Consider the following 13,501-nt stretch of genomic DNA (forward strand, 5'->3'; position numbering starts at 1 on the left):
ACCCGACCGCCACATGCCGAACCTAGGGGCGCACAGGTTGTAGCACCGGCAGATCAATGACCTTGTTGGTGCGCGAACTTTCAACAACGGCATTTGCAATTTCGATCGACCGCAGCCCAGCATTTCCATCTGCAATTCTTACACTGAGGTCACCTTCACAAAGCTTCAGAAAATCCTGAAGCTCTACCGCAAACGAATTTTTCGCAGTGGTTTTCCATGAGAACAGTTTTTCGCGAAACGCAATATCAAAATATTGACGTTTTGTGGTTGTCCCTTTGCCGCCGGGTTCCGGAAGAGTGATCAGAACGTTCTTCATCGGTGCATAGGCGCCTTGCACCATGCCATGCGTACCATGAACTTCGATTGCGAAATCATACCCACGCCATTCACCCCATGTCGCGTGATAGACGGCGGGAATGCCTTCGGGGTTTTTTAACACGGCTAGGGCAGTATCCTCAGAGCCCGGAAGATTCCAGACGGTCTCGCTGGCCACACCATAGACCGAGGTCACTTCGCCCAGTATGTAACGCACCATGTCGGTCATATGAATGCCGATATCCCACATCGCCCCACCACCGGATTTCGGAACCCGATATTCCCAATCATGGGTGAAATGAGCCAAGCCGTCATGGCCGCAGGATGCGCGCACATGAGTGATTTTGCCTATTTTACCGGCACTAATGACATCTTTCACATAAGCGAATGAAGGGTAATAGCGCATGTTGAAACCGGTCGCGATCACCCGGTTTGCAGACCTAGCGACCTCCAGCATCCGATGACAGGTTTCCGCATTGCTGGCCATTGGTTTCTCGACCAGCACATGCATGCCGCGCTTTAGCGCACTGATGCATGGGTCCTCATGCGTATGCGGCGGGGTCGAAACCACAACCGCATCCATGTCCACGTCAAGAAAGCGCTCAAGATCCGTGAATACCGGAGCACCACCTGCCACCTTGCGTGCAGCTTCTTCAGACAGGTCCAGAACGGCCGCAAGCATTGTATCCGGGCACTCCTGGATGGTTTCGACCCTCAGCTTGCCGATTTTCCCGGCGCCCCCCACAACTCCGATACGCATAGATTACTCCTTGTAAAAATAAGTCCGCGCTGTCTGCTCAGTTCCCTTCCAGCGCAATAGGCACTGACAAACCCTTGTCCCGTAAAAGCGCATGGCGCCGGGCCGCAATTCGATCCTCTGCAACCATCTCAGCACATAGCTCGCGAACGGTGATCGTGGGTTCCCAACCCAACTTGTTCCGCGCTTTGCTGGCATCACCCAGAAGGGTTTCAACCTCGGCAGGCCGGAAATATCCAGGGTCGATCCGCATGATCACGTCGCCAAGCGAAACCGCGGGGGCGGTTTCCGGGTCCACTGCGGTTACGACGGCACACTCATCAAGGCCTTTCCCGCAAAATTCCAAGGCGATACCCAGTGCCTCGGCCGTCCAAACGATGAATTCCCGGACCGAATGCTGCTCTCCGGTGGCGATGACGAAATCCTCGGGTTCGTCCTGTTGCAGCATCAACCACTGCATCTGCACGTAATCCTTTGCGTGTCCCCAATCCCGTAGAGCATCAATGTTGCCCATGTAGATGCAGCTTTCCAGGCCTTGCGCGATATTGGCCAGACCGCGGGTGATCTTGCGGGTCACAAATGTCTCACCCCGCCGCGGGCTTTCGTGATTAAACAGGATACCGTTACAGGCATACATGCCATATGCCTCGCGATAATTCACCGTGATCCAATAGGCGAAAAGCTTGGACACGGCATAAGGCGACCTTGGATGAAACGGGGTGGTTTCACTTTGCGGTGTTTCGCTGACAAGCCCATAGAGCTCCGACGTGGACGCCTGATAAAAGCGCGTCTTTTTCTCCAGCCCGAGAAATCGAATGGCCTCAAGCAGGCGCAGCGACCCTATACCATCGACATCTGCGGTGTATTCCGGCACCTCGAAACTGACATCGACGTGACTTTGCGCCCCAAGATTGTAGACTTCATCGGGCTGAACCTCTTGCAGGATACGGGTCAGGTTCGACGTATCGCTCAGATCTCCGTAATGCAGCTTCAGCTTCCGATCGGTTACATGGTGGTCCTCGTAAATATGGTCAATTCTCTGGGTGTTGAAGTTCGAGGCGCGCCGTTTGATCCCGTGCACCTCGTACCCCTTCTCAAGCAGGAACTCAGTCAGATAGGAGCCATCCTGTCCGGTAATGCCGGTAATGAGAGCCGTTTTTTTCATAATGACACGTATCCTTATGGCTATACGTTGCTGAGCTTTCCTTTTGCGTGACCAACTGCATCAATCCCAGCCGGCCAGCGGAATGCTCCTATTTTTTTGCTTTCATCGTGGAGGGCCTTCAGAAGATGTGTGGCCCGCGTGATCAAACCAATGCATCACGCCAACAACCAAAGACACATGTTTCCGATCTTGCCAAATTTTGCTGTTGAGTCGACCGTGGCTCTGCCAGCGATCCCAATGCTGCGCTGCAACGGCATTTCCGCCTCAGCCGCACCGATCTTCCTACAATATCTCATTAACAACCACGGGTCTGTATTTTAGCCGACACCTCTAACAACAATTCACCTGTGGACAGAGTAGCATGGGCGCACTACCTGCGCTAGTTTTCTAGGAGACAACACGTTGTCGTAACAGCGGAATTGAGGGGTGAAATGGGGTCATGAATATCACCAGATCGGAACATCTCGGTGGCATGTCTGTTTTAGTAACCGGCGCGACCGGTTTTATCGGCACGCGGCTTGTTCCTGCACTGTTGGAGGCCGGCGCAAAGGTCACAACATTGCTACGCAGCCGCCACGGCGCACGCACGCTCAAGGCGATGGGTGCGCATGTCCTGGTCGGGGCACTTGACGACAGGGCCGTCATGGAAACCGCTCTGCAAGGTCAGAAGGCCCTGTTCAATCTTGCCTATGATGTGCGCGCGCCTGCCCAGGCCAACCTGGCCGCCTTCGAAACACTCCGTATGGCGGCGGAAACGGCCGGGGTTGGCCGGATCATCCATACCAGTTCCATCGTCGTTTATGATGGCTGGCCGCAACGGAATCTGACCGAGGACAGTCCCCTGGCCGAGACCGGCGGTGCGTCCTACCAACAGGCCAAAATAAAGATGGAACAGGTTCTGACACAAGGAAACTGCCCGGCAGCAATCCTGCAGCCAACGCTAGTCTATGGCCCGGGTAGTACGCTTTGGACGGACCAGATGGCCGACTGGCTGACAGCGGGAACCGTGGTCCTTCCCGAGCCGGAAGGACTGTGCAACGCAGTTTTTGTTGATGATCTGGTGCAAGCCATGCTGCGCGCGGCGCTGCTTAAAGACCTGCGTCAGGAACGCTTCATCATCTCGGGTTTGGCGCCCATTGCGTGGTCGGACCTGTTATCCGGCTATGCCGGGATTATTGGCCGGGGCACACTCCGCCACATTCCTCTTGCAACCCTTGAAAGCCAGTTGCCACCTGAGGAGACAGACGAAATATCCGATACCCCGTCCCTTGCCGAGCGGACCAGCGCGACCGCGCGGATGTGGATCGGCAGACAACGCTTCGAAACGCTGGTGCGCACGGTGAAACGACGACGGCCTCAACCGGGCGAGATATTTCCTGACCGCTACATGCTGAACCTCTATTCGGCCAGGGGCAGTTGCAGCATTGACCATGCCCTTGCCCGGTTAGGCTATGCGCCCTCCTATGATCTTGAGGCCGGGCTGGAGGCCACCCGTACCCATCTGGAAACCCGTTTCAAAGCGTAGCGCGGTGGCCGAGTCCGTTTATCCGGACAGGTTGAAGAATACTTGCCGACAGATCCGTAGGTACAGCATCCCGGTAGTTTCAACGCCAGTTTTGCATCGAGGAAAAGTTCAGAAATTCTAAATCGTGTTTTTCAACTCAGCCTCTACAATTTTGTACAATGTCTCCAATTGGATCTTTTTGAGAAACACAATGCAGAGAGCTGACACTAGGCCGACAAATATGTTGGATTCGCCTCCGTTCCGCCCTATCCGTGGTGGAGCTTGGATTTCCGGCAGCCGCCCCGCAAATTGATTTCAGTGTGACTTTGTACGATCAGGATAGATTATGAACTACGAAACCTCGCACCATCAGTCCCTCAAGCAGCTTATCGCGGCGCGCGATGCGCGGGTTGCCGTGGTTGGGCTTGGCTATGTCGGGCTGCCGCTGGCGCTGACCGCCTATGATGAAGGGTTTGATACCACCGGCGTTGATCTCAACCCGGACCGGGTGGCGCGGATCAATCAGGGCGATCAGGTCATATCCTATCTGGCATCCGACCGGATCGCACAGGCGGTGGATAGTGGGCGCTTCCGCGCAACGCAGGACGCAGCAGCACTGACCGAGGCCGATATCATCCTGATCTGTGTGCCCACCCCGCTGACCGACGCACAAGATCCGGACATGCGCTTTGTCGCTGCCGCCGCGCAGACCATCGCGCAGCATCTGCGCCCCGGTCAGATGGTGGTGCTGGAAAGCAGCGTCTGGCCCGGAGCCACTACCACGCTGGTTCAACCGATCCTCGAAGCGGGCGGTCTGCGGGCAGGTTCCGATTTCTTCCTGGCCTTCTCGCCCGAGCGCGAAGACCCCGGCAATGACAAATTCGACACGCACAGCATTCCCAAGGTGGTTGGCGCCGACGATCCGCTGTCGCGGCAACTGGTCGAGGATTTCTACCGCGCCATCGTCACCAGCGCCGTGCCGGTCAGTTCGGCCGCCACGGCCGAAGCGGTGAAACTGGTCGAAAACAGCTTTCGTACCGTCAATATCGCGCTGGTCAACGAGTTGAAGACCGCGCTTGAAGCAATGGACGTGGATGTCTGGGAAGTGATCGAGGCCGCGTCGACCAAGCCGTTTGGCTTCATGCCCTTCTATCCCGGCCCTGGAATTGGTGGGGCCTGCATCCCGGTGTCTCCGGCCTATCTGGCCTGGCGCGCCGCGGATGCAGGATCTGATACGCCGCTGATCAATCTTGCCCGCTCCAGCAATGACGCGGTCCCTTCGATGCTGGCAGCACGGATGGCGGCGGAACTGGCCGCGCGCAACGGGTCTGCGCTGGCGGAAACCGGACAGCCCCTGACCGGGCAGCGCATCCTGCTGATGGGCATCGCCTATAAGCGTGATGTCGAAGATACCCGCCGCAGCCCGGCGCTGGTGCTGCTGGACGAGCTGGAAAAGCTTGGGGCCGAGGTCGAGTATCACGACCCGTATTTCCCCCGCCTGCCCGAAGGTGGCGAATACCCGCAGCTTGCGGGCCGGGCATCCCAGCCGCTGACGGCAGAAAATCTGAAACGCTATGCAGCGGTGGCCGTGATCACCGATCACAGCGCCCCGGATTACGATCTGGTTGCGCGCGAGGCCACGTTGGTCTTCGACACGCGCAACGTTTTCGAAAAGCAGGGGGTCAAGGTGACAAACGAACGACTGGTCAAGATGTGAGCAACCCACCCGATCGCAGAAAGGCGGGTCGGCAGGCAGTTGGTTTTCGACGCTATTTCTATCTGAACCCCCGTTTCGGTGTCTTATGACCCCACGGAACTGCGCCAATCGGCGGAGCTTTGCATGTTTTGAGGGTTTGCAGGGGCAGAGATTGCAGTCATAAAAATTTTGCGAAATAGTACACTGTACATTCCAATGCCTGAAAACAGGCAGTGTCGAACGAGTAGTGGGGCAAAGCCCCGTCAGGTAAAAATAACCAAATTTTAACCCAAGGTGGTTCACAGTTTTGCCATGATTCCAGCGCGGAATCATACCGGGGCGCTCACCCCGGTGGCATAACCACAGCCACTTTGGAAACTGACGCGGCCAAGACCAATGCCGGAGGACCGGATAACATGATGGGAATTCTCGGAATAGCTGTCCTTGTTGGCTTGGGAGCCAGTGGATTTGCTTTGTACTCCGGCATGTCCATCCTGATGGTCATAGGTGTCTACATGCTGGCGGGTTGGGCATTCATCCTTGCCGCCGTCATCGTGATCTTCGCCATCCGGTCATTCAAACCACAGGCACAGAAACAGGATCACGCCTATTCGGGCTGACCCTTTACAATGTACCGGAACATCTTCCATCAAATCAGCAAATGCGCAGCAGGATGCCCTAGTCCCGCCCGGCGACCCTCTTGGCCACATAACCCAGGAACGCCCGCTGCGGGTTTCTGATCTGTGGGCGGCCTGACGCGGCCCAATAAGCCAGCCAGTCCGCTTCCAGCGCATAGACATCGTGGCCCGGCGCCATCGCCCTGGCCTCCTCCAGCGCCTGCGGCGGCAGGATCGGCTTGTCCGGTCCCTCGATCACCTGCCCCCGGCGCGAGAACCGGATCAGGTCGCCCGGCTCTTCGCTCATCTCATAGTCGGGCAGGTGATCAGCTGCGATCATGTCACGGATCATCTTGCGGAACACCCGCCGGGGTGAGGCCGAACCGGACTTCTTCAACAGCACCTCGACCGAGATCCGCCACTCGGGCTGACGCCCGCAATGTTTGCGCGCCAACTCATAGATGCGCCGTTCCAGCGGTTTGCGCAGGCGGAAGTAATCGCGGCTGAGGGTCAGGACCGATTTTGCCAGCACCGCGCGAAACAGCCAGTCCGACAGTTTCACACTGACGCTGATCATCCGGCCCGCCCGGGTGTGCCGCACGATTTCCCAGCTTTCGATCAGGCCAAACCCGGTGGTGGTTTCCTTCTCACCCGTGACAATGTTGGTGGTTATCCTTGTGCCGGCCAGCCGCTCGAACGCTTCGCGCAGACGCTTGTAGCCATCACCGCTGGTTTCACGGTTGGTGGCCACCATCAGATCATGCGCAGTCAGATGCAGCACCCGGCTGACCGTCCGGCCCGCATTGATCGCCGCCATCAGCTGGCTGATGCAAAAGATCAGGATGTCCTTGTCATGGATCGTCGCCAGCCCCCGCACCGAAGGCGTCACCGTTATCTCGACCCCGTTATGTTCGTAATTGAGGATCCGACGATCCGGCCGGGTCGAGAGCGAAAACATCGGATGCTCCATCGAGCCCATATCTGTCTTGGGCAGCGCATCGAAGATATCGCATACAAAAAAGTCGCCCGTTGGGTGCCGGTCAGGCAACAACGCCCCCGACCCGCTCATACTGCCCTGCCCATATGTCCTGCCCGAATCTTTGTTCGTGGTTTTATTGACGCTCACCGTAGAGTTATCCACAGGAGGCGTAAAGCCGCCGGAACGTGGGATCAGAGTCACTGCAACGTGGGATCAGAGTCACCCTATCGTGGGATCAGATTCAGCATGACCTGCAAGAAATACAAAAATTTCTTTTTTTTCTGATACTTAAAAGGATTAAAGTTTAACCGTAACTAATAAGATAACAGGATTCTAACTAAACATTTTTTTGCTATACGCTCAAAAGCAGCATCTCGAAGGCTTTCTACCCCTTAATTTTGCTCAGAAAATCCGGGTTTATGCCCATAATGCTTTCGCATGCCTTCTTTTGTGGTATATTGGTTAAAACACAGCATATGAGCAGTATTTCAATGCGAGCAGCAACCTCCGAGGGGCTTCCCCCGTATTTCAATATCGATCCGGATCTAGCCTATGCTGAACTGGGCGATCCAACCGGAACACATGAGTTCTCGCAAATCGCGGATGCCTGTGCACGGGGTCGTAGCGACCTAGCGAACCGGGGGCTGGAAGAAAACGGTCAGAAAAAGCTGCGTCTGTTTTCAACCTGGGAAATCACCAAATATCTGATCCCTGTCGCGCCTGCCCATTTTCGCCGGGTCCTAAAGGGCAATCCGGATTTGCCCCAAGGGCAGTCCGAAACCGAGGGCGGCGCCAAGTGGTTCACGCTCGATGAAGTTCTGCGGCTGCGGGCGCATTTCGCCTCGGAAGGATCCAAGGCAAAAGAATACCGTCCCTACCGACCCGAGGGTCTGCCCGCCAAGATCGTCTCGGTAGCGAATTTCAAGGGTGGCGTCGGCAAAACCTCGACCTGCGCCCATCTGGCCATGTCCGCGGCGTTGGACGGCTACAAGGTGCTGGTCATCGATCTGGACAGCCAGGGCTCGATGACATCGATCTTCGGCGGCAAGGTGAGCGATGAATGGCAGACGGTGTTCCCGCTGCTTGCCCGTCATTACGCCACCCATCTGCGCCGAGACAATCAGGGGCGTCTTGACCGGGGTGAGGCCCCACATCCGATCGACGACACCCTGTCCGAGGCGCTGAAGACCCGCAGCAGCGATCTGATCCAAACCACCCACTGGCCGAATATCGATCTGATCGGCGCTCAGCTGAACCTCTACTGGGCGGAATTCCAGATTCCCGTCTGGCGGATGCAGGGCCGAAGCTGGAAGCTGTGGGATGCACTGACCGATACGCTGGACGAGGACGGGGTGCTGGACGATTACGATATCATTTTCATCGATACTCCCCCTGCCCTTGGCTATCTGACGATTAATGGGCTGGCCGCCTCGGATATCCTTCTGGTGCCCATGGGTGCGTCGTTTCTGGAGTTTGACTCCACTGGTCGGTTCTTTGACATGCTGCATTCCACCTTCCAGTCCATCGAAGACGGTGAAAACATGGCCGCCCGTGCGCTGGGACGGCCCGAGATGGCGTTTCAGTGGGATGCGGTACGCACTGTTATCACCCGTTATGACGGCAGCCAGCAGGCAGAGCTGGCCGGGCTGATGCAGGCCTATCTGGGCCGCACCCTGTCGCCGCACTGGCAGGGCTACACGGCGCTGATCGGTCAGGCCGGGGAACAGGTCAACGGCATCTACGAGGCGGATTACCGCGATTTCAACCGCGAGACCTATGTGCGCGGGCGGGAAACCTTCGATGCCACTTATGCCTCGTTCAAGAAGCTGCTGATCGGCGTCTGGCGGGGCGAAGAACGGGCCCGGCAGGCCGAAGAGGCGGGAACACCGGAATTGTCGCTCTGAGCGCGATGTTTCGCGCGCGAAACACGTCTGCAGTGCCCCTAAACAGAGTCTGATCCGCGCGGGAAAAGGAGAAACCAATGGCAAAACGCAAACGATTGACCCCTGCCCGGGCGGATTATCTGGAAGACGGCCGCCCTGCCCCTGGGCTGAACCCCATGTTTCCCGCAGATACACCCCGCGCCGCGCCGCCGGTTGCGCAGGTAGCCGGGGCGACTGCGGCTCAGGCTGCGCTTGAAGAACTGTCCGGAGAACTGCGTGCTGCCCGGGCCGAAGGGCGTCTGGTGCAGGATCTGCCGTTGGACGTCATCGAAGAAACCTACCTGGTGCGTGACCGCATGGCGGCAGATGACGCGGACATGGAGGCGCTTAAGGAAAGCCTGAAGGCACGCGGGCAGCAAACCCCAATCGAGGTCGTGGAGCTGGACGGCGGGCGGTACGGGTTGATCTCGGGCTGGCGGCGCATGACCGCGCTGCGTGCTCTGGCACAGGAAACTGGCGAAGCGCAGTTTGAAACCGTACGCGCGTTCCTCAGACAGCCACAGAGTGCTTCGGATGCTTACGTGGCCATGGTCGAGGAAAACGAGATCCGCGTCGGGCTGAGCTATTACGAGCGTGCCCGGATCGTGGCACGCGCGGCAGAGCAGGGTGTTTACCCGGACGAGGCCGCTGCCCTGCGTGGTCTGTTCGCATCGGCCAGCCGGGCCAAGAGATCCAAGATTGGCTCGTTTCTCACGATTTATCACGCACTGGACGATCACTTGCGATTTGCCTCGGCAATCCCAGAGCGGCTGGGCCTGTCGATTGCGAAGATCGTGAAGGAAGACCCAAAGGTGGTATCTGCGCTTGTCAAAGTGCTGGATAAAGCTGGGGTGGAGACCTGGGAGGCGGAATTATCCGCTCTGACACGGGCTGTGAACTGCACCAGTTCGGATCGCGCGAATTCAACTGTATCAGAGTCTGATGCACCGCCTAAAGAGATGATCGGAGACATTCAGTTGAAGCAGAGTCGAAGTGGAGCGCAGATCACCCTGTCGGGCCGCGGGATGTCCGAGACATTCCTAGCAGACCTACGGAGCTGGCTGCGCGGGCGATATTGATGTTTCGCGCGCGAAACACTGGGCAAGAGTATGCAGATGCGACCGGGAGAAATTGTTTGAACCGGGGTTTGCTATTTGAGATACCAGACCGAATAACGAACGCCTTCGTGTAGAAGTTCTGCGCCATGATTTGTCATCCACGACGATAGTGAGAGCTGTTTTGTTCTGTCCGACAGAACCACCAAAGGTTTGCCCAACTCATTGCGAATTGAACGGTAGGCCTGTTCTCTTGTCTCAACCGACCCAGTTTTCAGAAAGGTATTTAGACGGTTTTGTCTGGATGTTAGCAGAGCGGGATCAAAGCCTTTGACATCATACAGAAGATATCCGTTCCTCATGCCCAGTCCGGTTAGCTGAGCATCTTCATTATATAGGACGTACACAGGACGCCGTGTGAAGGGCGCAACATGCAATTCGGTTTGTCCAATTAAAGTCGGCGTACCGGGTTCTGTTTTTTCTCGTATGACTACTAGGGCATCGCCCAATCCCGCCGGATCCGACAGTTTTTGATCCACGTTTGAAAAACTAATCTCAAATGGCACCTGATTAGTTTTCATCCTTGGGTAGACGGACATTGCCCCCCCGAAGATGATTACAAAAAGAAGTACTGTTCCGGCCCATGGTACTCTCTGCCGTTGCCAAAGGCGTTCGAGCAGCAAAGCCACGAAAGGTAGGCCACATATAGCTGCAACCATCACAAACTTGTACTCGTTGCGAAAATTAGGGACATGTAGAAGTACGGCCATGGAACTTGAGGCAATTGCTGCAATCGACAGGAAAATGAGCTGTCTACGATGTATGGGACCCCCTTTGATCAAAAAATACAGCCACGCAGAAATCGGGATCAAAAGCGCGGTTGTGGTTGCTACGGCATGACGCCAAATCTGCCCCGAAACATTAAGTTCGATCCCTGCCCCCGTAACACGATCACCTGTTTGGGATGTCACAAGAAAATATGTGCAAGCAGTTGCGAGAACTACAGACATATACAACAGTGAAACATTTCTTAGGCGTTCTTTGAGGTTTTTGGTTCCGTCAACCATCCATGTAATGCCAACAGCCCCTAGGAATACCGCTGCAGATGGAAGATAGAGCGGATAAACCAGCCCGGTTCCAATTAGACAAATTAGCCATAGAGGAACTGTTGCTCCAAGTTTTTGGGACGAATCCGAGCGTAGGATTGTGAGCAGCAATGCTAGAAGAAGAATCAACCCGACCTGATTCGTGTTCAAGTAAAGAAATTTTATGCCGGTAGAATCATAACGTGGATCTCCCATCAGGAAGTGAAAACGTTCAATTCCACTCCAAAGTGACGATGCAATGGGTTTGGCCAGTACACCGATCGGATTTGTTGACAAGGCGGCGGTGATTGGTGCCAAAAACATTGCCACTACCCCGCCTCCAACAGCTCTGACGACGAGAATGGACAGAGCGCCAAATCCAAATGCCATTACCGGGTTGATCCACAAATAGGCGCTTATAGGTGATTGATTGAGAGCTTGAGTAAGCAAAACCCTTTGGAAATGCCCAAACCAAGGATACCCCGTACCCAGCCCGGCCAGTTGCCATTCTTCTGGTGCCGTCGGGTTTTCCATCAAGGCATAAATTAGATCGGCATGCAGAAATGTGTGTGACCATTGGTAAACGTTTGGTGCGTTTGCATGTATCATCAACACTGCCAAAGGCAGTACCAATGCGCCGGGAATAATCCGACGATAGCCTTTGATAGGTACCCATTGCCAAGATCGAGCGATTAACCATACCGCACCCAAGTTTGTTATCAGGATAACCCAAGGAATATGGTCCGTACCAATCCCCATATACGCCAAAGCTAGAAACTGAGCACAAGACATTGGAATAGAGAGGGCAAACGAAAGCCCAAGGCGATCCCAGAGGTCTGCATTTTTTAATAATCCAGAAAACGCGATCCATGCGCCTGGCAAAACGAGTAATGGAAAAAGAAGTATTCCGCGCAACAAGAGTTCAAACATAAACCATTTACAGACTTAATGGCAATTATGTTCAAGTTTTTCATTCAAGCCGCCGCGATGCAATAGAAGGCAGTTCTGGCCGCGGTAAGAATGACACCACAAGACCGGGAGATATGAAGTCGGCTGCGGTTGCACAGTTTTCTAGAATAACAAGCAAGCCGTAGATTGTTCGATGCCGGGTTTATATCTCTGCGTTCTGGTGTGTTGCGAAATCAGGCGTGAGGGGGCGGGTGGACCGGAACGCAAGTCATCAGCCTGATTGGCATTACTCCAGTGGGCAAATCGCCTATCCCAACAGATCGGTTGCCGGGTTTTCTGCGATATTGACGTCATCGTAATATTTTTGTGCCTGCGCCATAGAGCGGTGTAGCGACAGGCGCATGGCGGCCTGGATCGGGGCACCGTCCAGCGCGGCCTGGGTCAGAAATCCTGATCGCAGCCCATGCGGTGAGGCAAAATCTTGCGGCAGTCCGGCGAGCGCCAGCCGGTGTTTGATGATCTGTGCAATCGCATCTGGTGAGAGGCGCCGCTTCAGAACCCGATCTACCTTGGAGATCGGACGGAACAATGGCCCATCCTCGATCTCTCCCACATCGATCCAATGCACCAGCGCCTGCGCGGCGCGGCCCTTCAGCACCAGCCGGGGCGTTTCGCCCTTGGCTGTGGTTTTGGTCTCCAGCAGAGAAATCCAGACGATGCCGGTTTTCTCGAATTCCTTTAGTGAGACATCTTCCCGCATCAGTCCGGTCAGCTCCGACCGACGCCGGCCGCCAGAGGCCCAGCCCAGCATCAGGAGCGCCCGGTCGCGGCAATCCCGGCGCGATCCGCGGCAGGTGGCCAGCAGCTGTTCCAGCACGTCCCGAGTGATCGGGTGCTGCGATTTCGGGGCAGGGGGGCGGGCTGCCGCCCGGCGCGCCTTGGCCCGGGCCTGTTTCACCTGCGGCGTGCCAAAGGGGCTGGCGAGATTCTTCATCCGGTGGAAGGCCAGCCACGAGGCGATACGCCGGTCCAGGGTCGACGGAGCTGGGCAGGCGAGGGATTTGCGTAGCCCCTGATCAATCAGCACCTCGGCCACTTGCCGGGCAATGTCCTCAGGCGGGGCATCACCAAGGTCGCGGGCATGATCCAGAATAAAACGGAGGGCGACTCCTTCAGCCTCTGGCCAAACCGGGCCGCTGCCGACCCTCAGGGTCTTCCAGGCGGTGATATAAAGCAGATCGCGCTCATAAGCGCGCAGCGTATTGGCGGGCGTGCCGCGCACGTAGAGATCGGTGAGCGCGTCTTGATCCGAGGGGGACAGGGCAGGGAAGGTCGCAGGGAGATATGGGGTAGGGGGCTGCTTCATAGTGGGCATTCTGCGCTGAATTGGCAGCAAGATCAATCACACCTGATAAGGGAAACTTATCGGATGTAATAGGGAATCTGAATGGCTGCGAATGTAGTGCGCAAAAACTACTTATTTTGCGCGTAAAAAGG

The 13,501-nt window shown here is 56.2% G+C and carries 10 protein-coding genes; 5 read left to right on the top strand and 5 right to left on the bottom strand.

The annotated features are described in order from the left end of the window. Positions 1–22: 22 nt before the first annotated feature. The gene (locus AC2FJB_RS18515; protein WP_496719971.1) at positions 23–1,075 is read right to left on the bottom strand and encodes a Gfo/Idh/MocA family protein; all 1,053 of its coding nucleotides are present in this window, start codon (positions 1,073–1,075) and stop codon (positions 23–25) included. A gap of 37 nt (positions 1,076–1,112) precedes the next feature. After that, positions 1,113–2,237 (bottom strand): GDP-mannose 4,6-dehydratase, encoded by a 1,125-nt coding sequence (gene gmd, locus AC2FJB_RS18520; protein ID WP_496719973.1) that lies wholly within the window; start codon positions 2,235–2,237, stop codon positions 1,113–1,115. A gap of 439 nt (positions 2,238–2,676) precedes the next feature. Here gmd and AC2FJB_RS18525 point away from each other — a divergent pair, with 439 nt between their 5' ends. From AC2FJB_RS18525 to AC2FJB_RS18535, 3 genes are all read left to right on the top strand, one after another. After that, positions 2,677–3,762, top strand: a complete 1,086-nt coding sequence (locus tag AC2FJB_RS18525) for an NAD-dependent epimerase/dehydratase family protein (RefSeq protein ID WP_496818838.1) — start codon at positions 2,677–2,679, stop codon at positions 3,760–3,762. A 325-nt stretch (positions 3,763–4,087) separates the two neighbouring features. Next, positions 4,088–5,458, top strand: a complete 1,371-nt coding sequence (locus AC2FJB_RS18530; protein ID WP_496719977.1) for a nucleotide sugar dehydrogenase — start codon at positions 4,088–4,090, stop codon at positions 5,456–5,458. A 395-nt stretch (positions 5,459–5,853) separates the two neighbouring features. Continuing rightward, positions 5,854–6,057 (top strand): hypothetical protein, encoded by a 204-nt coding sequence (locus AC2FJB_RS18535; RefSeq protein ID WP_496719979.1) that lies wholly within the window; start codon positions 5,854–5,856, stop codon positions 6,055–6,057. A gap of 58 nt (positions 6,058–6,115) precedes the next feature. Here the strand turns inward: AC2FJB_RS18535 and AC2FJB_RS18540 are convergent, their stop codons facing one another. Further along, positions 6,116–7,123 carry a replication initiator protein A gene (locus AC2FJB_RS18540; protein WP_496719981.1) on the bottom strand — a complete coding sequence of 336 codons (1,008 nt, stop codon included), beginning with the start codon at positions 7,121–7,123 and terminating at the stop codon, positions 6,116–6,118. Positions 7,124–7,524: 401 nt separating this feature from the next. Between AC2FJB_RS18540 and AC2FJB_RS18545 the strand changes: the two genes are divergently transcribed. Beyond that, positions 7,525–8,937, top strand: a complete 1,413-nt coding sequence (locus tag AC2FJB_RS18545) for an AAA family ATPase (RefSeq protein ID WP_496818841.1) — start codon at positions 7,525–7,527, stop codon at positions 8,935–8,937. Between the two features lie 77 nt (positions 8,938–9,014). Then, positions 9,015–10,034, top strand: coding sequence for a ParB/RepB/Spo0J family partition protein (locus AC2FJB_RS18550; protein WP_496719985.1), 1,020 nt, complete (start codon positions 9,015–9,017; stop codon positions 10,032–10,034). Between the two features lie 71 nt (positions 10,035–10,105). On the opposite strand, the gene AC2FJB_RS18555 is transcribed toward AC2FJB_RS18550, so the two are convergent. Further along, a complete protein-coding gene (locus AC2FJB_RS18555) occupies positions 10,106–12,025 on the bottom strand; it encodes a hypothetical protein (protein ID WP_496719987.1) in 1,920 nt (639 codons plus the stop codon). 286 nt (positions 12,026–12,311) lie between these two features. Continuing rightward, positions 12,312–13,370: a tyrosine-type recombinase/integrase gene (locus tag AC2FJB_RS18560; protein ID WP_496719989.1), complete on the bottom strand. Its 1,059-nt coding sequence runs from the start codon at positions 13,368–13,370 to the stop codon at positions 12,312–12,314. Positions 13,371–13,501: the final 131 nt, after the last annotated feature.

This window comes from Ruegeria sp. CDSC085, assembly GCF_059610465.1.